This window comes from Marinobacterium maritimum, from assembly GCF_039523155.1.
GTDB classification, from domain to species: Bacteria; Pseudomonadota; Gammaproteobacteria; order Pseudomonadales; family Balneatricaceae; genus Marinobacterium; species Marinobacterium maritimum.
Genome location: NZ_BAAAET010000001.1, coordinates 116,718 through 136,451 on the forward strand (window position 1 = coordinate 116,718; position 19,734 = coordinate 136,451).

Below are 19,734 nucleotides of genomic sequence, written 5' to 3' on the forward strand. Positions count from 1 at the left end.
GCCTGTCGGCAGGGAGGCGTCCGTCTCCCTGCCTGTTGTGTAGCCTGGCTGCATTCAATTCCCGAATTTTCAGACATCCGTTGAGACCTTTGCCGCTGTGGCAGGGGCTTTGTTGGTTTCAAATATCGGGTGTCTAAGATGAGAGACGGATATGAAAATAAGAACAAAATTCCTCACCCTCTCCATAGTCCCCATGATGCTGGTGGTACTGGCGGTCATGCTGGTGGTGCAGTGGCAGCTGCAACAGCTGGAGGATAAGGAAGTTGGCACCATTCGCACGGAAATGCTGGAGGCCCGCCAGCAGGAGCTGCAGAACTATATCGATATGGCGATGGGTGCGATCCGGCCGCTGCAGCATCGCCTCGACATGCGCTATACAGAAAAAATCGCCCAGGCAAAGGAAGTGCTTAATGGCATGACTTTCGGCGAACATGGCTTCATCTATGGCTATGACCTGGACGGTAACATTGTCTTCCACTCCGGTAATGCCGACATGATCGGCAAGTCGGTGCTGGCGCTGACCGATCCGGACGGCAAACCCTTTGTCAGGGATATCATCGACACGGCACTGAATGGCGGCGGCTTCGTCCAGTTCCGCTGGCCACGCGAGGCCGGCAGCGAACCCTCACCGCACCTGACTTATTCCCGCGAGATCGAAGTTTGGGGTTGGGTCATTGCGACCGGGTTCTTCATCGATGACATCGACGCCGAAGTGGCGCGTCGTGAAACCAGTATTGCCCATATCGTCACCCAGATGATGATCTGGATTCTCGCGTCAGGCCTGGCACTGGCGCTGCTGGTCAGCGCCGTCAATCTGTTGCTGTCACGACGCATGCTGAGACCGCTGCAGCAGACGGCTCAGGCTCTGCTCGATATCGCCGAAGGCGAGGGGGATCTGACCCGCCGGCTGGACGTGCACAGCCGTGACGAGGTCGGTGACGTGGCGCGCGGTTTTAACGGCTTCGTCGACAAGATCCATCAACTGGTCAGGGAGGTGCAGGGGGCCGTGGCGTCGCTGAGCCGCTCCACTGAGTCGATGACTGAGGTGGTCAGCCAGACCCAGAATGACAGCCGTCAGCAGCGCGAGGATACGGCGCGAACGGCAACCGCCATTCAGGAGATGGTGACGGCTGTTCAGGAGGTGGCGTCCAGTGCCGCCCTGGCGGCCGAAGCCGCGCGCCAGGCGGACAGTGATGCTCTCAACGGTGACCGGGTAGTAGCTGAAACCATCGAGTCCATCACGCACCTGGCCGAGGATGTTCACCGTTCGGCGGAGGTAATCATGCGTCTGGGCAAGGATGCCGACGCGATCGGCAGCGTGGTCTCGGTGATCAGTGATATTGCCGAGCAGACCAATCTGCTGGCGCTCAATGCCGCGATTGAGGCGGCCCGTGCCGGTGATCAGGGCCGTGGTTTCTCGGTGGTGGCCGATGAAGTCAGAACGCTGGCCAGCCGGACCCAGCAGAGTACCGAAGAGATTCAGCGCATGATCGAGCGGTTGCAGAAAGGCGCACGGGAAGCCGTCGCGGTGATGGCCAACAGCCGTGAGCAGAGCACGGCTACCAGCGAGCGGGCTGCAGATGCCACGGGGTCACTGCAGCAGATCACCGCATCGGTGGCGACCATCAGCGAGATGAACACCCAGATCGCCGGTGCCGCCGAACAGCAGACGGCAGTCGCTAACGAGATCGAGGCCAGCGTCCAGGCGGTGGCCGGGCTCGCCGACAAGGCGGATCACAATGCCGGCATTCTGGCCAATACCACTGCCGGCATGAGCGAGCTGGAGCAGCGTCTGAGCAAACTGGTGATGACCTTCAAGGTCTAGTGCCGTTACAGGTTGGAATGTGCCTTCTTGCATTCCAGCACCCCCGCCTGCCCGGTGGGGGTATCCATCTGCTGCAGCAGTGATCGCGCCATCCACAGCCCCATCTTCACCTCCTGCCATATGTAGTAGCTTTCACCCGGCTTGGTATTCAGTATCAGCGTCGAGGTGTTCTCCGCAATCGAGGATATCTCGTGTTGGCCCGGATCGACCACCCAGTGGAAATAGGTCTTGGGTCCGGTCTGGCCCGCTACCCGGCCATCCAGGGTCACGGTCATCAGGATTGCACCGCCAAAATTTTCGTTGCGGTAAAGGTAGATGCTGGACTTGTCGGGTGGTGTATTGAACTGCTTGGATGCGTGGTCGCTATCCATCGAGTCCATGGGCACGCTGGCGCAACCGCCCAGTATTAGCAGCAGACAGAAGGGTAAAAAACGAATAAGGCGGAGGGAATTCATAGATAGTGTGCCCGTATCGTGAATGTACAGGAATAATGGTTCATGATGCGTCAGAAAGCATCCAAAACAGCCTGGCTTGCTGACATAAAGCGAGACCGGGATGCCCTCATAGCATAGCAGTAGAGGACGGTCCCAATTCCACGAGAGACCTTCAGGCCAGCGCTGTCCCGTCCGCGGCGATAGTCAACTTGCCGTCATCGGAAAAGAGCAGGGTGATCTCAGGGTAACGGCGATTGTCAGTCAGCAGGTGGCTGTACTTCTCGATGACAGCATCAATCTCGGCCTGGCTCTGCGCCTGAGCATATTCCTCGTTGAAGGGCTCCAGTTCTTTCAGTGCGGCCAAGTGCGAGGACAGCGCATTGGTCGTGCTCAGCGCGCGTGCCATGGCCGGTTCTTGCTCCAGTGCCGTTTTCAGCTCATCGGCATAGGGGTAATCGGCGGGCAGCACCATATTGCCGCTGGAGTCGTAGCGGATGCTGTCCGGGGCTTCGGGAATGCCGTTGTCGGCCAGAAAGTCGGGAAACACCTTGGAGATATGATTCTGCAGAGCCCTTACGTTCTTCTCGGTGGGCATCAGCAGGCCCTCCAGCGACAGGCCGGGTCCGGAATAGCCACCGGCGAAATAGGTACTCAGGCTCAGGTTTCGTTCCCCTTTGCCGGTATCCATCGGGTAAACATCTTCCGCCGCCGCAACGGTTTGTCCGAGGGCTGAAATCTGGGTCGTGCGGTCAGCTTTTTCCGCAGTGTTGCCGGTATTGAGGAGCGGATTTGCCGCCGCTTGGCGACTACTGGCGTCCACTCCCTGAGTGGTTTTGCTGAAAATACTGAGGTAACTCTGGGCGTTACCGAATTGAATCGCCATCACGCTCTCCCTTTCCTGGTCCATGTAAAAAGGGACAAGGCAAAATACGGGCCAAGATCGAGAACGTGGGAGAGAAGGCGTTCGAGAGAGTTCAGCTTTCCTGGTAGGCCTTGTCCACCAGCAGGTACGCCTTCTCCCGGTCATAATCAAGTGTTCCCAATACCTTGCGGAAGCTTGGAGGTGCTGCATTTCAGTTGCAGCAGTTGGAAGGGTGAGTAAAAAAGTTCGGGAGCCTTGTGGCTCCCGAATGTTCAGAGGCTCGCAGCCGCCTTCATTCCCGAGCGCAGCGCGCCCTCGATGTAGGCCACTTCGGCACCATCGCCGATATTGACCACCTCAATGCCATGTTTTTCCAGGCTACGGCTGAGGCAGTGGTTGGTCTCGGCGCCGATGGCCAGAACCACCGAATCCGTCGCAAGCTCGTGGCTGTTGCCCTCGGCATCCGAGTAGTTCAGCGTCTTCTTGCCGATGGTGTGTACCTGGGTGTTTTTCTCCATGCGTACACCGTGGCTTTGCAGGTTGTGCAGCACTTTCCAGCGGCGCACGATGGAAAGCTCGGCGCCCAGATCCGGGCCCGGCTCCAGTACGTGGACGTTTCGGCCACGCTCAACGAGGAACTCGGCCAGTTCCAGGCCGACTAGCCCGCCACCGATAATGGCAACGTTCTTGCCCAGCGGCATCCACAGTTTGGACAGGCTTTGCATCGCCTCGGTGCTGTTGGTGACGCCCACCAGTGAACCGGATTTCATCATCATGCGCTGGGTGACGCTGAGTTTGCGCTTGGCGATGTCGGCACCTTCGCCGGTCATCAGCTTGCGTAATTCGTCACCGGACCAGACATGCTTCTGATCGGCACCGGGAATATCCGGCGCGTTGCGGCGCGCACCCACGGCAACGATCACCTGATCCGGCTTCAGCTCCTTGACCAGCGCTTCATCGGCGTTGGTGTTGAGACGGACATCGATCGGCAGATCACGGACCTGCTTGATCAGGTAGTCGAGCAGGGCGCCGTTTTCCGGATAGGCCAGGGCGGCGAAGAACAGGGTACCGCCCAGGCGACCGCTGCGCTCCACCAGAGTCACCTGATGACCGCGCAGGGCACTGACGCGAGCCGCTTCCAGACCGGCCGGGCCACCGCCAACCACCAGTACTTTCTTTGGACTGTCGCTGGCGATCAGCTGCAGCTCGGATTCATGGCCGGTCTGCGGATTGACGGCGCATTTGACCCGCTCGTTGACGAAGATCTGGCTGACGCAGGCGTAGCAGTAAATGCAGGGACGCACGTCGGCCGCGCGGTTTTCCTTGAGCTTGTTGGGCAGTTCCGGATCGGCCAGCAGCTTGCGTCCCATGGCAACGAAGTCGCACTTGCCATCTGCAACTGCCTTGTCGGCCACTTCAGGGTCCAGGCGACCGGCGGCTGTGACCGGGATATTCAGCTGCTTGCGGATATGCGCTGCCCAGTCGAGGAACATGGCGCGTTCTTGGGGAATCGGCGCCTTGGTGAAGGCGTTGCCGCTGGTCAGGTTGGCGTAGGCGGAAACGCTGATCAGATCGATACCGGCGTCCTGTGCCATCTGCGCCGTACGGGTCGCATCATCCAGGCTGATGCCGCCGGGCAGGTCTAGTTCGATGGCATCCATCCGCATCCATACCGGGTAGTCCCGACCCACGCGCTCACGAACCGCGTGGATCACTTCCAGCAGCAGACGAGCACGGTTTTCCAGCGGGCCGCCATATTCATCGTCGCGCTTGTTGTAATAGGGCGAGAGGAAACCGGCAATAATGTAGGTGTGACCGGCGTGGATCTCGACCCCGTCAAAACCGGCTTTTTTCGCCCGCTCTGCCGCATCGGCGAACCAGGTTACCATCTTCTGGATATCATCCTTGTCCATCACGCGGATGCGCACGCCGGACTTTTCCCGGCCCTTGGACGAACTGATGAAACGGCCCAGCTCTGACTGCGTCAGGGACGCGAACATGTCGGTATTGGCGGCCGGCGGCATGGACGGCACCCACAGCTCGCGGCCTTCGGCCAGGTCGCGCACCGAGGTTTTGCCCGCATGCTGAAGCTGCATGGCGATCTTGGCACCATGCCTGTGAACACGGTCGGTCAGCTGCTTGAGCCCGGGGATGAAATCGTCAGACGAGACCCCTACCTGAAACGGTTCGGCGGTGCCTGCCGGATAGGCGATGGAGCACACGCCCATGGTGAGCATCCCGGCGCCCCCCCTGGCTCGGGCTTCATAGAACGCCTGGATGCGCTCGCCGCAGCGGCCATCGGACTCGGCATAGTTGGAGCCCATCGGGGCCATGAGTATCCGGTTTTTCAGCTCCAGTGAGCCGATCTTCCCCGGGGTGAAAAGGTGTTGATAAGCGGCCATAGGCATCACTCCTGAATCTGTTCAGAGTATGAAGTCGCGGCAGTGGCGGCTTCAACCCTGTTGCAGAAAATCGATACAGGTGCGGTTAAACAGGTCGGTGTGTTCGACCTGAACCCAGTGACCGCAGCGGTTGAGCATGAGGAAGCGTGCTTCAGGGGCCTTGTCGAGGAACTTGAACACGCCCTCGACCGGGTTGAAGCGGTCATTGCTGCCCCAGAAACCGAGAATCGGGCAGGTCAGCTCGCCCAGACGCTCGGTCATGTTGGGCACCATCATGGTGGAGAACAGGTTGGCCGGCTGGGTAACGGCCACGGCGGCACGCTCTTTCAGCAGGTCTTCATCCAACTGGGATGCATCGAACAGCTGCAGCTGCATCACCTGCCGCATCTCCTCCACGCCCATGGGACCCTGGCCAAACACTTCGACCATGCGCACTATGCCTTCCATCTGGAAGTAGGTTTCCCGTTCTTCGACCCCGCCGGGAGCCATCAGCACCAGGCGCTCAACCGTGGCCGGATGCGCCAGCGCCTGTCCCAGCGCGATGGCGCCGCCCAGGGAGTTGCCCAGCAGGGTGCAACGCTCGATACCGGTCGCCTGCAGGAACTGGTTCAGGCACTCGACGAAGAAATCCAGGTTGTAGTGAGCGTCTTCCGGCTTGCTGGAACGGCCGAAGCCGGGCAGGTCGAGCACGATGTTGCGGTAGCCTGCTTCAGCGAATACCGGGTAGTTGGTCTTGAAGTTGCTGTAGCCGCTGGCGCCGGGACCGCTGCCATGCAGCCAGAGCACGACCGGGCCTTCGCCCACGTCCAGATAGTGCAGTGTCAGGCCGTTTTCGAGTTGGGCATACTGGCCGATCGGCAGGGGCAGGTCCTGATGATCCATGATGTTCTCCTTATTATGCGCGGCAATATGAGGCACCGCAGATAGATCGAGTCCCGTTTATCCTCCAATCGTGTCCCAGCTCAGACATCGTCCATTCAGACCACTGTCCCTTCGGTATCAACTTAGTCTTGATGGACGATGTCGCGCTTGCGGGGCTGGCCGAATATGCATCACACAACAAGAACCTGAAAGCGATGCGCCCAAGGGGGCGTGGGAGGATGTGTGATGAAACATCAGGGTAAGGTGGTATTCGTAACCGGCGCTGGCCAGGGCATGGGTCAGGCGGTGGTCAAGCAGTTTGCCGCTGAAGGCGCCAGGGTTGCCGCCATCGATATCAACAAGGACGCAGCCGAAGCAACGGCAGCCGCCTGCGAAGGTGAAGTGATCGCCATCGCCTGTGACATCTCCAACAGCGAATCCGTCAAGGGCGCCATGCAGCAGGTGAAGGAAGCCTTTGGTCGCCTGGATGTGGTGGTCAACAACGCCGGCATCGGTTCCGTGGACGAGTTTCTCAACACGCCGGATGAAAACTGGGAGCGCGTGATCGGCGTTAACCTGACCGGCACCTTCCTGTGCTGCCGCGAAGGCGCACGCCTGATGGCCGAAAACGGCAGCGGCGCGATCATCAACGTGTCCAGCTCTGCCGTCATGTCTGGCGAAGGCCCGAGCCATTATGTTGCATCCAAGGCAGGTGTCATGGGCCTGACGCGCAGCATCGCCCGCGAACTGGCGCCGAACGGCATTCGCGTCAACACCCTGGTGCCGGGTGCAACCAACACGCCGATGATGCAGGGCATCCCGGAAGAGTGGATGCAGCAGATGATCAACGGCATCCCGATGGGCCGCATGGCCGAGCCGGAAGATGTGGCCAAGGTGGCCTCTTTCCTGGCCAGCGATGATGCCGGTTTTGTCACCGGTCAGAACATCGCCGTCAACGGCGGCATGGTCTTCATCTGAGGTGGTTATGGCTGAGATGACACTGGAACAGCGCATCGACCGTCTGGAGTCCACCGAGGCGATCCGCCAGCTGGCGGGCAAGTATTCGCTGTCGCTGGACATGCGGGATCTGGATGCGCACGTGAACCTGTTTGCGCCCGATATCCGTGTCGGCCGCGAAAGGGTGGGACGTGAACATCTTAAGGCCTGGGTGGATACCACGCTGCGGGATCAGTTCACCGGGACCTCCCATCACCTGGGGCAGCACATCATCGAGTTCATCGACGCCGACCATGCGATCGGCGTGGTGTATTCCAAGAACGAGCATGAGACCGGCCCCGAGTGGGTGATCATGCAGATGCTCTACTGGGACGACTATGAGCGCATCGACGGCCAGTGGTATTTCCGCCGTCGTCTGCCCTGTTACTGGTACGCCACTGACCTGAACAAGCCGCCCATCGGCGATATGAAGATGCGCTGGCCGGGCCGTGAGCCCTACGAGGGCACCTTCCACGGTCTGTTCCCGTCCTGGCAGAAGTTCTGGAGCCAGCGCCCGCCCGAAGGCGAGCTGCCGCAGGTGGCGGCCCCGGCGCCGGTAGACCGCTTCCTGCAGACCATGCGCGGTGATACACCGGCGCCGAAAATCCGGGTACGCTGACGACAGCGGCTCGCAACAAAACCAAAAGGAAGAAGCGCATGAGTGCCATACAATCTGCGCCATCACCGGCGGTGGTGCCGCGCGAGGAGACCCAGCGCAAGCTGGACCGCCGCTCGCAGGCGGCTGCACTGATCAAGCCGCTGGATTACTACACCCTGGCTGATCGTATCGAACAGCAGGCAGCGGAGCTGGGTGAGCATCCGTTCATCATCTACGGCGATACCCGGCTCAGCTATGCCGAGGTCGACACCCGTGCCAACCAGGTGGCCCATGCCGCCCTGGCCTGTGGCCTCAAGCCCGGTGATGTCTGTGCCATGGCGATGGAAAACCGTCCCGAGTTCTTCACCACCTGGTTTGGCCTGACCAAGATCGGTGTGGTAGTGGCCTTCATCAACAACCAGATTAACGGCAAGCCACTCCAGCACGCGCTGGAGTCAACCAAGGCGCGGGCCGCCATCGTGGGTGAAGAGTGCGCGCACAACTTCGCTCAGACGCCGGATATCAAAACGCCGCTGTGGCTGCTGCCGGATGCGGAAAAACCGGCTGTCGAGGCTGATCTGGCAGGGTTGGGCAGCGAGTTCGTCACCGCGCTGGAGCAGGCATCGACCGCTCAGGTTGATCGCTGCTACCGCGAGGGCATCACGGCAGAAACGCCGACGCTGCTGATCTTCACTTCCGGCACCACCGGATTGCCGAAGGCGGCGATCTACAGCCATATGCGCTGGCTCTGCTCCGGTGATGTCATGCATGTGACCATCGATGCCAGGCCGGATGATGTCTTCTACTGCTGTTTGCCACTGTATCACGGTGCGGCCGCCACCTCGGTGACTTCGACCGCGCTGAAGGCGGGGTCCGCCATTCTGGTGCGCCGCAAGTTCAGCGTCAGCCGTTTCTGGCAGGATGTGCGCGACAACGGTGTCACCGTCTGCCAGTACATCGGCGAAATCTGCCGCTATCTGCTCAATCAGGATGCGGACGCCGGCAAACACCGCCTGCGCTGCATGATGGGCGCAGGCCTGACCGCCGAGACCTGGCGACGCTGGATCGATCGCTTCGGCGAGGTGGATGTCTATGAGGGTTGGGGCTCGACCGAAGCCAACACCAACCTGATCAACCTGGATAACCATATCGGCTCCTGTGGCCGAGTACCGGACTGGAACAAGACCAACTTCCGCCTGATCCGCTACGATGTCGAAAACGACATGCATCTGCGTGACGACAAGGGATTCTGTATCCAGTGCGAACCGGGTGAAGTGGGTGAAGGGATCGGCATGATCATCAACCACCCCGAGATCGGCGGTGGTCGCTTCGAGGGCTACACCAACCCGGATGCCACCGAGCAGAAAATTCTTCGCGATGTATTCAGTGAAGGCGACAGCTGGTGGAGCTCCGGTGACCTGCTGCGTTACGACGAAGACGGCTATTTTTACTTCGTCGACCGTGTCGGCGATACCTTCCGCTGGAAGAGCGAAAACGTCTCCACCCAGGAAGTGGCCAGTGCGTTGGACGACTTCAAGGGGGCCGAGCTGATCAACATCTACGGTGTGCAGGTGCCTCAGCATGAAGGCCGTGCCGGTATGGCGGCGATCGTCATGCAGGCAGGGCAGAGCTTCGATCCGCAGGCACTGTACGATCTGACCGAGGAACGTGTGCCGCGCTATGCCGCACCTCAGTTCGTCCGGGTCAGCGAAGCGGCGGACATGACCACCACCTTCAAGCTGCGCAAGGTGGACCTGCAGCGTCAGGGCTATGCACCTGAACACTGCAAGGATCCGCTCTATGTGCGCGATGACAAGGCGGGCACCTACCGGCCCTATTCGGCCGAGGTACTGGCCGAAGTCGGGTTGCCACCGTTCGAATACCAATAAGGCGTCGGGAGATGACAATGGGATTGAGAGGAGATGCCGCGATTGTGGGCGCGGCGCAGTACAAGCCTGAAAAATATGCCACGGCGCCGCAGATGTTCCACCTTGAACAGGTGGCCGATCTGGCGGCCCAGGCACTGGGAGATGCCGGTCTCAAGGCCAGTGATCTGGATGGTCTGGTGATCAACGGTCCCCAGTTCCACGAAGCATCTGTCTTCGTACCGGCCATGGCGGCCGAGTATCTGGGCATTGAGCTGAACTTTGCGGAAGTGGTTGACCTGGGGGGCTGCACCCCGGTGGGCATGGTATGGCGCGCGGCTGCGGCCATCGAAATGGGTTTGTGTGAAGCAGTGCTCTGCGTGATTCCGATGCGCCTTGCACCGTTCGGCCCGAGCGAAGATCCGGCATGGATGGCCCGTGCCATGCGCTTTGGTGGTCACAGCACCGCCTTCGGTGCACCGGAAGCGGAATTCGATCTGCCTTACGGTCACATGGGCCAGAACACCGGCTATGCCATGATCGCCCAGCGCTACGCGGCGCAGTACGGCTATGATCAGGCCGCGATGGCCAAAATCTGTGTCGATCAGCGTACCAATGCTCTGGCCAACCCGGACGCCATGTTCTTCGGCAAGCCGCTGACGGTCGAGGACGTCCTCGGCTCGAAGATGGTCGCTGATCCGCTGCACGTGCTTGAAATCGTCATGCCGGTGGCCGGTGGTGCCGCCGTGATCGTCACCTCCAAGGAGCTGGCGGCCAAGACCAAACACCGCCCGGCGTTCGTGAAAGGCTTTGGCGAGCGTCTGTCGTTCAAGTCACCGTCCTATGCCAAGGACATGACCGTGACCCCGGTGGCGGCAGCCGCCAAGCGCGCCTTCGAAATGGCAGGCGTCAAACCGCAGGATATGGACGCGGCGCAGATCTACGATTGCTACACCATCACCGTGTTGCTGTCGCTGGAGGATGCCGGCTTCTGTCCGAAAGGGGAGGGAATGCGCTTCATCAAGGAGAACGACCTGACCTTCAAGGGCAACTTCCCGCTGAACACCCACGGCGGTCAGCTCAGCTTCGGTCAGGCCGGCAGTGCCGGTGGCTTCTCGCAGGTGATCGAAGCCTACACCCAGATCGCCGGTCGTGCCGATGCACGTCAGCTCAAGCGCTGCGATCAGGTGTTCGTCTCCGGAACCGGCGGCGTGATGAGTGAACAGGGTGCATTGATTCTGCAGGGGGGCTAAGTCATGAGTCTGAAACCGATGCCAGAGATGACCGAGATCTCAAAGCCCTTCTGGCAGGGCCTGAACGAAGGCGAGATCCGTATCCAGCAATGTAACGCCTGTGAGGGCTGGGTGTTCTACCCGCGCCGTCACTGCACACACTGCCTGGCCCATGATCTTGAGTGGAAGCCGGTGTCCGGCAAGGGCACGCTGTACAGCTACACGCTGACCCGCATCCCGACGCTGCCGGAATTCGCCGACGAAATGCCGCAGGCACTGGCGGTGGTTGAGCTGGAACAGGGCGTGCGCGTCAACACTACGCTGGTGGGGCTGGCCGAAGACGAGATCAAGGTCGGCATGGCGCTGAAGCCGGTGCTGGATCAGGTCGATGCCAAGGGCAACACCCTGCTGCGCTTCACTGCTGCGGACAAGGCCCTGGATAGCCTGCCGTATGTGAATCCGCTGGACAGCCTGCCGCGCAACGACAAGGGCCAGGTACAGGTCGGCGTGGATAACCCGGCGGCGTTGCAGGCACTGGTGAGCGACGAGTTCACCGAGTGGAGCAACACGCTGGTGGTGGATCAGGAGCTGATCAACACCTTCGCCGAACTCTCCGGCGACAACTACTGGATCCACACCGATCCGGAGCGTGCCGCCAAGGAGAGTCCTTTCGGCACCACCATCGCCCACGGTTCGCTGGTGCAAGTGCTGCAGTCGCGCCTGAACTTTGCGCTGCCGTTCGAAATTACGGGATTCCAGACCATGGTCAATTACGGCTCTGACCGTCTGCGCTTCCCGTCACCCGTTCCGGCCGGATCCGAGATCCAGGCCCGGGCGCGGGTGAAGTCGGTGCAGCAGTCCCGCAAGGGCACTGCGCTGACGCTTGAGGTCAATATCCACGTGGTGGGTAATGACCGCCCTTCAGTGATCAACGATCTGGTGATCCTGTATCGCTGATCAGCGTTTTGTTCATGCTGTGCTTTGATTTGCCGCCCTTAGCGAGAGGGGCGGCTTTTTTGGTTTTTGGAGTGCTGCAAAGTTAGCTACGCGCACGAAGCGGACGTTAATGGGAATATACTATCGTCTTAGTCAGAGGGAGTATGAGGATAAGGTATGCTAATTTTCGGTGATTCTATACAGTCTATAGAGAGCATGACGCACTCAGTACTTACTTTTTCACTTAGCCATGCCAAATTGTGACTGGCAATACGAGATAAAGTTGCTCAGTATCAGAGCATAATGAACTATCTAAATAAGCTCGAAAGTATAATAAGGTTAGATGAGTCTAAAATGAAAATATGTAAGAAATGTAATAGTGAACAGGAAGAATTAAATAAGTATTGTTCAGAATGCGGTGATTTTTTTGAGGCCAAAAATAAAGACCCAAATAGACATGACTTCATCAGATTAACATTTTCCTATAGTAAAACAAATAGCTTCACTATGGGGGAGAATTTCTGTAATTCTTGGAAAAGTGTTGAAGTTAAAGGTGATGGTTCTGATAAATGCATAACAGCAAATTTCTCAATATTTGATTTGGATGACGTGATAAGACTTCATAAGTTAGTGTCCTCGCTAAAGAGCACTAAGCTATACATAAATGGATTTTTATCAACAGGCTCGGATTTGAAGAAGCGTTGTTTGCGCTGCTTTAAGAAATACTGTATTTCATCACAAAAGGATACCTTTTGTTATGAAAGTGATGATATGTCAATTTCAAGAGGATATTATAATATTTTTGGGTGTCATCAGCTTGAAATGGATTGTTCCAATTCTCCTTATGGTAATAATTGGAAAAAAACTGGTCAATTTAATAATGATGGATCATGGTCTTTTAATAAAAATAAAATTAAAGATCACTTAAAGAGTAAAGCTCAGGAAAACTCCCTTTGTCCTATATTTGATTTAGATTTGGCTTTTTATGAACTCGAAAAAATTCCAGATGAGGTAAACCCAAACAAAGACGAAGGTTGGAAATACATTGAAACCTATGAGGGATACGATGATAAAACCGAAATTATAGCCGTTGGCGTTGTCCCTGTAGGAAAAGATCGACCCAAAAGCTCGACGTTTCTGTTAAGAACGGTCGTATATGATGACTCCGATATTTAATATCGTCTTCAATCAAAATAGTTCAGGTCCGCTATTTTTTGAAGTTTGGTAATGATGAGATGATAGGGTTTACGGCGATTCGAATGCATCGAAAAGAAAGGATGAAGCGCTATGGCGAGAAAAAATAAAATGAGCATGGAATTCGGCTTTTATCCTCTCGGTCTTGATCTAACCGATACACGCTTTTCGATAACATCTCATCCCGACAGGGAGAAACGCGTCAGTAATGTCAGAAACAACAGCGCCGCAATCAATGGATGGTTCTACGCATCGCTTATGGAGCGCCGAGGCGAAAGCGGGGAGATAATTGTTCCACCAGGGAGAATATTTGGACTCCCCAGAACGCACATGATCACTATTACCGATGTTGCCAATGAGGATGAGGTGAAGTTCGTTATTTGGTGCTTATCTTTTTTCCTGGGATTAAGGCTCACAACAGAGGAATGCGGTTTTATAGACGCCACACCTATCGAAAGAAGAAAGCTTAACGATTTTTATGCCGGGGAGCCTTCAATTAAAGCCGGTGTAAACCTCGCGATACGATTCGTCGATAAGCACACTTGTGATGCCCGCTCACTGAAACGTATTGAAGCCATTATTCATGCTCTGTTTATGGCTCAGAATCCACAAGCTTTGTGCTTTGAGAGGTTTCAGTATCTGTATATGGCTTTAGATGCCTGTTATCGCCAAGTGTTCGGACCGAGGACCAAAGAGAGACACGATATCAATCACAACAAAAGAATTGAATGGCTCTGCAACCAATTCAATATGGTGGTACCGCCATGGGCAACAAAACAAGGCAGAACTATGGATTCCCTATCCAGTACGACCAGAAACAACTCTATCCATGAGGGGTTGTTTTTTGATGAGCCGTTAGGATTCTCAGTATTTGGAGGTAATGCCCAGCCAGATGACGATGGGATTATCTTGCAGATGGAAAATATAATATGTCGGGTCTTGGTAGCAATCCTTGGTAAGCCTGATGCAAAGTACGTTACGTCTCCTTATTCTGACCGGCAGTACGTAGTACTCGACCTGGTTTAGGATTGACACACAGTGTTCTTGAATTGATCAGAATCTTAGTAATTAATTCAATAATACCAGCGAATCATCAGCTAGTGGGGGCAGCATGCTGATAAGCCAAACGACAGCTATGGCTAATACTTTGCTTGAGTCACATCTTGCCTAGGGTCTGCTCTGTGCCAAAACCAGCCCCAAATCAGAGACCATGCGCCTCTTGAAACGCATTGCTTGTTTCAAGAGGCGCTCTTTTTTTACATCGGCTTGATCAGATCATAAACGCATCAAAGAACGCACTCAGTTCTTCATGCGCATTGAGCGGCAGGATGGTAGCAATATGCTGGTCAGGGCGAACCACGACCATACAGCCCTGTGCACGATCAACTCCGCGTTGCTCGAAAATATCCAGGCCTTCGTCAGTACGGAAGACCTTCTCGTAATCCCTCAGGCCGTACTTGCCCTTGGCTGGCCACAGGTACTCGGGCATCTCCTCGATTGCCAGATCCTGCTGCTGGAATACCGCATAGGTATCGATGACTGAGTCGATATCGGCACCGGCAGGCGTATATTTCTTCACCGGAGAGGTCTCAGCGTTGGCCAGGAACTCGACCAGCTTGCTGGACTCGGAGCTCGCATCCAGAGGACTCTGCTCGTTACCGAAGATAAAGATGCGCCAGCGGCCGTCGGCTTTCACCAGGTGGCCCAGATGCACCGGGCAGCCATCGCCTACGCGCACCGCTTCGGCGGAGTGGAAGCGCTGGCCAATCGGGAAACCGGTCGCCAGGCCCTGGTTTTCATGACCGGTGCAGAGGTATGACTCATCGTAGCCAATGGAGGTACCGGCAATGAAACCGTTCTGACGGGCGATGAATTTCTCGATATCAGCGGTGCTCTTTTTCGCCGGCTGCTCATCCTGATTGGCCGTAGGACGCGTGGCCACCAGTTTGGACATTTCACGGTCGGCATTGATCAGCATGAATGCGACCTTTCGGCGTTCGGCTTCATAGGTCTGCAGCAACCTGGGATCAACCTTGCCCTGCAATACTGCTGCCAGCTTCCAGCCCAGGTTGAAGGTGTCGGGCAGGGAGGTGTTCAGGCCCCAGCCACCTTTGGGGCTGTGGGTGTGGCAGGCATCACCGGCCACGAACGCACGCGGAATCAGGCTTTCCGGGTTACCCACCGGGGTGTCGTCAAAGCGATCGGCGACACGCTGACCCACCTCATAGATGGACCACCAGGCGACTTCCTTCACATCCAGCTTGTAGGGATTCATGATCAGCTGCGCCTTGGCGATGATGTCATCGGCCGTCAGATCAAGCTGTGACGCGCGCTGATCCTTGTCCAGCAGGTCGAGTTCGACATAGAGGCGAACCAGGTAACCGCCCTCGCGGGGGACGATCATGACGGCACCGTTTTCCTTGGACTGAATAAAGCTTTTTACACGGATGTCCGGGTAGTCAGTCACGGGCAGAACATCCATCACGCCCCAGGCCTTGTTGGCCGAGTCGCCTTCCAGCTGAATGCCCAGGTTCTTGCGCACCGCACTGCGCGCGCCGTCACAGCCAACCACATAGCGTGCCTTGATGGTTTCGACCTTGGCTGACTGGGTCGAGTCGATACGCTCGAAGGTGGCGGTGATCGGGTGAGCACTCAGATCCTGGGTCAGGCTCTCGTCGACTTCCAGCTCGAGCAGGCGGCGGCTGTAATGGGGCACCAGGTGGGTGACCGAACGCTCCATCCCCTCGAGCAACAGCTCGTGTAGACGGGCCTGGTTCACGACGCCGTGGACAAATTCGGACAGGCCCAGGCGTGCATCGCGTACCTTGTGCGTACGTTTGATGTTTTCGGGATGCTCGGTATCAGGCTCCCAAAAGGCGTTCTGGTGCAGCTGGTAGCACTCTTTCACCATCATCTCGCTGCAGTTGAAGGCTTCCATGATCTCCATGGTGCGGCAGGAGATACCATCGGCCTGGCCAAAGAGCAGGGGACCGTCTTTCTGATCAACGATGCAGGTTTTGATATCGGCAAACTCGGATAACTGACGCGCCAGCGCCAGCCCGGCAGGGCCACAGCCGACAATCAGGACATCCACTTCCCGGGGCAGGTCCACTATAGGGGGGATAGCGGCGGGCTCACGGGCGGCATCCGGAATCTCGTAGTTGCCGGGCTTAAAACCGTTAAGATGATATTGCATCACAGAATCCTCTTGGCCTTATTATCAGGATCACTATTACTCTAGTGTTTATTGCGTTTACTGATGGTTAAAGCCTACGTGGATACGTCAGGTGAGCCTGTCACCTGAAAATGGGGACAGGGAGCAGAACCCGTGCTGAGGTTTAAACCTGATGAAACTCCCGCAGGAACTCTTTGCGATCCTGCGTAAACTTGCGGTGCTCTTCGTGGTTCAAAGGGCGTTTTTCATCATCAAAGGCGGGTGCAATCACACCCCAGTTGGAGTTGCGGGCAAAGTACACCACCACATCCACATTGCTGCCCTTCCAGGCGTTATGCACCACATGATCCTCGCCACTGGCTTCAACGGTTTTCACCTGAATGCGGTAGTAGCTCGGCCCGTCTGAAATCAGAATGTCGGTCTGGTGCCCGTGGTCCAGAATCGGCAGGAACACTTGCCAGCCATCCTGCATCAGCCAACTGACCACCATGCTCTCATAAGAGGTGTTCTTCAACGCTTGGTGCGTGCCGGGTTTGGTTTGCGTGAGCCGTCTTGGCATCTTGTCGTCCTTTGGTGGTTAAGCAGTGCCTGCAATCATAGTGTATTGAGGGTGCCCCGTGTGCTCATCAATCTGCTCACTGACAACCTGAAAACCCTGTGACAGGTAAAACCTGTAGCTGGCCTCATTCTCGCTATACACGGAGAGGGTAAGCGTGGGCCTTTGCGCCTTGGCATGATTCAGCAACTGCTTGCCGATGCCTTGGCCCTGCCGCTCGGGCCGCACAAAAATGGCGGCAAGCGTGTCTTCATGCAGAGAGTAGAAGCCGACCACGCCTGAGTCCTGTTCGAACACGAAGGTTTCGGAAGCGGGGATGTAGAGAGTGCGCATATTCTCGACCTGAGCCTGCCAAAATTCCGGCGCGACAAAGTCATGCGCTTTGATGGATGCCTTAAGCCAAATATCCAGTATGGCTTCAATGTCGCTATCCTTGCGGGGTCTGATCATTAGGTGTTTCCAGTACTGATTCGATAGTTGTGTGGATGTGTCAAAAGGGGCATCACAAGCCCTCTTTGGCTCTCGCTATCGCCGCCTCAATTGCTGCCTTGGCCTGAGGACTATTCTTCCAGCAGGTGGTGCGCAGCATGGAGGCTACCATTTCGGCTATCGCTTCAGCCTTGTAAGTGGCCAGCTCGGTAAAGGAGCTGATACCTATCTCTTCGAAGCGTTTGATAACGGTGGGGCCTACGCCTTTGATGGCTAGCAGGGCTTCCCGTTCTGGAGTTGAAAACTTCATCTTTTCTGTTCTTTGAGTTGGGGGCTTGTGTGACAGGTTACCGTTAATTTGAGAGTGCTTACAGAGTAGAGCTGATTCAGGCAGGACAGGTCGATACCTGACGATCAGCCAACTACCTCTGAAACCCTGCAACTCCAAAGCTGCGAAGCCTCAAAGGTCGTAACCCACTCTTCCTCCCCATTCATTTTCCCAAATTCTGTTTAGTCTCAATGGACGATGAGGCGCTGTACCACCCTCCTGATAATGGGCAAAAGAACAAGACCCCGGAGGGATGTGATGATCGATATTCGCGAGTTGGGCTACTTTGTGGCTCAGGCCGAAAGCCTGAAGGAATGGCAGGATTATGCCGAGAATGTGCTCGGCATGATGACATCGGAAGCGCCGGAAGGCGGCCTCTACGTCAAGATGGACGAACGCCCCTTCCGCATGCTGATTCTGGAAGGCAGCGAGAATCGCTATCTCGCCTCCGGCTGGGAACTGGCGTCCGAGGAGGCTTTCGCTGCGGCGACCGCCGAGCTGGATGAGAAGGGCGTGGCCTGGGAAGCGGGCGATGCGAATCTGTGCAACCAGCGCGGTGTTCAGCAGCTGGCAATTGTACGTGACCCGGCGGGTAACCGTCACGAGCTGTACTGGGGCCATCGTTCCGACTTCCTGCCGTTCGTCTCGCCGCAGGGTGTGCCGCGCTTTGTTACCGGCGACATGGGCCTGGGCCACATCGTGCTGCCGGCGCCCAACTTCGACGAAACCCGTGACTTCCTCAAGAACGTCCTCGGTTTCGGTCTCTCCGACATCATGAATCACAAACCGGCCCCGGATGCCGACCCGCTGCGCATCCACTTCATGCACTGCAATAACGCCCGTCATCACAGTCTTGCCATTGCCGAGTTCCCTGTTCCAACCGGTTGTGTCCACGCGATGGTGGAAGTGGATTGCATGACCGAGGTAGGGCGTGCTCATGACCGCATGGTTTCCAACGACGTCAAGCTGTCCGCGACTCTGGGTGAACACCTCAACGACAAGATGACCTCGTTCTACATGAAGACTCCGTCCGGCTTCGATATGGAGTACGGCTTCGGCGGTTTGCAGGTGGACTGGGATGAGCACAGCGCGTTCGAGTTCACCCGTGTCAGCGTCTGGGGTCACGACTTCTCGGTCGGTTTCAAGTAAGGAGCAAGTAATGAACAAACTGATGACAACCGCCGAAGCGGTAGCCAAGTTGCGTGATGGCATGACCATCGGCTTCGGTGGCTGGGGCCCAAGGCGCAAGCCGATGGCGATTGTGCGCGAGATTCTGCGCTCCGATGTGAAGGATCTGACCGTTGTGTCCTACGGCGGCCCTGAAGTGGGCATGCTCTGCGCGGCCGGCAAGGTGAAGAAGCTGGTATTCGGCTTCGCCACCATGGATGCGATCCCGCTGGAACCCTGGTTCCGCAAGGTGCGTCAGGCCGGTGAAATCGAAGTGATGGAGCTGGACGAGGGCATGTTCCAGTGGGGCCTGCGTGCCGCCGGCATGCGTCTGCCGTTCCTGCCGACCCGCTGTGGTCTGGCTACCGATGTGATGAAGCACAACGACCTGCGCACAATTCAGTCGCCCTACGACGATGGCGAAGAGCTGCTGGCGATGCCGGCGCTGAATCTGGATATGGCCTTTGTTCACGTCAACAAGGCGGACAAGCTGGGTAACACCCTGATTACCGGCAGTGACCCTTACTTCGATCATCTGGTCGCTCGCGCTGCCGAGCGCTGCATTGTCTCTGCCGAAGAGGTGGTCGACAAGCTGGAACTGGACGCCGCCACTGCACGCTTCAATACCTTCGAACGCTATCTGGTACAGGGCGTGGTGCATGCTCCCAAGGGTGCCCATCCCACCATGTGTGCCCCGGACTACGGCTGGGATCTGGCCCATATGAAGCGTTACGCCGCCAGTGCCACTCAGGAGGATGGCTGGACCATCTATCTGGACGAGTTCGTCAACGGTGGTGAAGACGCCTATCAGGCCGCCAACGGTGGCGCCGACGCCATAAGCCAGCTGCCCGTGCCGACATTCTGAGGAGAGTCA

Annotated in this window: 18 protein-coding genes; 10 read left to right on the plus strand and 8 right to left on the minus strand. The window is 57.1% G+C overall.

Features of this window, described 5'->3' with window-relative positions; all coding sequences use genetic code 11:
- The first annotated feature begins 151 nt into the window (after positions 1-151).
- The gene (locus tag ABD013_RS00525) at positions 152-1,825 is read left to right on the plus strand and encodes a methyl-accepting chemotaxis protein (protein WP_343800651.1); all 1,674 of its coding nucleotides are present in this window, start codon (positions 152-154) and stop codon (positions 1,823-1,825) included.
- Positions 1,826-1,830: 5 nt separating this feature from the next.
- Here ABD013_RS00525 and ABD013_RS00530 read toward each other — a convergent pair whose 3' ends face one another.
- The 4 genes from ABD013_RS00530 to ABD013_RS00545 all read right to left on the minus strand — a co-directional run bounded on the left by ABD013_RS00530 (position 1,831) and on the right by ABD013_RS00545 (position 6,405).
- Positions 1,831-2,196: a DUF2846 domain-containing protein gene (locus ABD013_RS00530; RefSeq protein WP_343800654.1), complete on the minus strand. Its 366-nt coding sequence runs from the start codon at positions 2,194-2,196 to the stop codon at positions 1,831-1,833.
- Between the two features lie 235 nt (positions 2,197-2,431).
- Positions 2,432-3,142 carry a hypothetical protein gene (locus tag ABD013_RS00535; protein ID WP_343800657.1) on the minus strand — a complete coding sequence of 237 codons (711 nt, stop codon included), beginning with the start codon at positions 3,140-3,142 and terminating at the stop codon, positions 2,432-2,434.
- Between the two features lie 251 nt (positions 3,143-3,393).
- On the minus strand, positions 3,394-5,523 hold the full coding sequence (locus tag ABD013_RS00540; protein WP_343800660.1) for an oxidoreductase: 2,130 nt from the start codon (positions 5,521-5,523) through the stop codon (positions 3,394-3,396).
- 51 nt (positions 5,524-5,574) lie between these two features.
- Positions 5,575-6,405 (minus strand): alpha/beta fold hydrolase, encoded by an 831-nt coding sequence (locus ABD013_RS00545; RefSeq protein WP_343800663.1) that lies wholly within the window; start codon positions 6,403-6,405, stop codon positions 5,575-5,577.
- Between the two features lie 225 nt (positions 6,406-6,630).
- On the opposite strand from ABD013_RS00545, the gene ABD013_RS00550 reads away from it, so the two are divergent.
- From ABD013_RS00550 to ABD013_RS00580, 7 genes are all read left to right on the plus strand, one after another.
- Entirely contained in the window at positions 6,631-7,362 is a 732-nt protein-coding gene (locus ABD013_RS00550; RefSeq protein WP_343800666.1) for an SDR family NAD(P)-dependent oxidoreductase, read from the plus strand.
- Between the two features lie 7 nt (positions 7,363-7,369).
- Positions 7,370-7,999 carry a nuclear transport factor 2 family protein gene (locus ABD013_RS00555; RefSeq protein ID WP_343800669.1) on the plus strand — a complete coding sequence of 210 codons (630 nt, stop codon included), beginning with the start codon at positions 7,370-7,372 and terminating at the stop codon, positions 7,997-7,999.
- A 38-nt stretch (positions 8,000-8,037) separates the two neighbouring features.
- Entirely contained in the window at positions 8,038-9,867 is a 1,830-nt protein-coding gene (locus ABD013_RS00560; protein WP_343800672.1) for a long-chain-acyl-CoA synthetase, read from the plus strand.
- A gap of 17 nt (positions 9,868-9,884) precedes the next feature.
- Positions 9,885-11,096, plus strand: coding sequence for a thiolase family protein (locus tag ABD013_RS00565; protein ID WP_343800675.1), 1,212 nt, complete (start codon positions 9,885-9,887; stop codon positions 11,094-11,096).
- Positions 11,097-11,099: 3 nt separating this feature from the next.
- A complete protein-coding gene (locus ABD013_RS00570; protein ID WP_343800678.1) occupies positions 11,100-12,032 on the plus strand; it encodes a bifunctional OB-fold nucleic acid binding domain-containing protein/MaoC family dehydratase in 933 nt (310 codons plus the stop codon).
- 282 nt (positions 12,033-12,314) lie between these two features.
- Positions 12,315-13,187, plus strand: a complete 873-nt coding sequence (locus tag ABD013_RS00575) for a hypothetical protein (RefSeq protein ID WP_343800681.1) — start codon at positions 12,315-12,317, stop codon at positions 13,185-13,187.
- Positions 13,188-13,298: 111 nt separating this feature from the next.
- Positions 13,299-14,231 (plus strand): hypothetical protein, encoded by a 933-nt coding sequence (locus ABD013_RS00580; protein WP_343800684.1) that lies wholly within the window; start codon positions 13,299-13,301, stop codon positions 14,229-14,231.
- A 244-nt stretch (positions 14,232-14,475) separates the two neighbouring features.
- On the opposite strand, the gene ABD013_RS00585 is transcribed toward ABD013_RS00580, so the two are convergent.
- From ABD013_RS00585 to ABD013_RS00600, 4 genes are all read right to left on the minus strand, one after another.
- Positions 14,476-16,401 (minus strand): FAD-dependent monooxygenase, encoded by a 1,926-nt coding sequence (locus tag ABD013_RS00585; protein ID WP_343800687.1) that lies wholly within the window; start codon positions 16,399-16,401, stop codon positions 14,476-14,478.
- Between the two features lie 142 nt (positions 16,402-16,543).
- Positions 16,544-16,939 carry a hypothetical protein gene (locus ABD013_RS00590; RefSeq protein WP_343800689.1) on the minus strand — a complete coding sequence of 132 codons (396 nt, stop codon included), beginning with the start codon at positions 16,937-16,939 and terminating at the stop codon, positions 16,544-16,546.
- A gap of 18 nt (positions 16,940-16,957) precedes the next feature.
- Positions 16,958-17,386, minus strand: coding sequence for an N-acetyltransferase (locus tag ABD013_RS00595; protein WP_343800694.1), 429 nt, complete (start codon positions 17,384-17,386; stop codon positions 16,958-16,960).
- A gap of 52 nt (positions 17,387-17,438) precedes the next feature.
- Positions 17,439-17,675: a helix-hairpin-helix domain-containing protein gene (locus ABD013_RS00600; RefSeq protein WP_343800696.1), complete on the minus strand. Its 237-nt coding sequence runs from the start codon at positions 17,673-17,675 to the stop codon at positions 17,439-17,441.
- 276 nt (positions 17,676-17,951) lie between these two features.
- On the opposite strand from ABD013_RS00600, the gene ABD013_RS00605 reads away from it, so the two are divergent.
- Together ABD013_RS00605 and ABD013_RS00610 are read left to right on the plus strand one after the other, a co-directional pair.
- The gene (locus ABD013_RS00605; RefSeq protein ID WP_343800699.1) at positions 17,952-18,842 is read left to right on the plus strand and encodes a VOC family protein; all 891 of its coding nucleotides are present in this window, start codon (positions 17,952-17,954) and stop codon (positions 18,840-18,842) included.
- A 10-nt stretch (positions 18,843-18,852) separates the two neighbouring features.
- A complete protein-coding gene (locus ABD013_RS00610) occupies positions 18,853-19,725 on the plus strand; it encodes a CoA transferase subunit A (RefSeq protein ID WP_343800701.1) in 873 nt (290 codons plus the stop codon).
- Positions 19,726-19,734 lie beyond the last annotated feature (9 nt).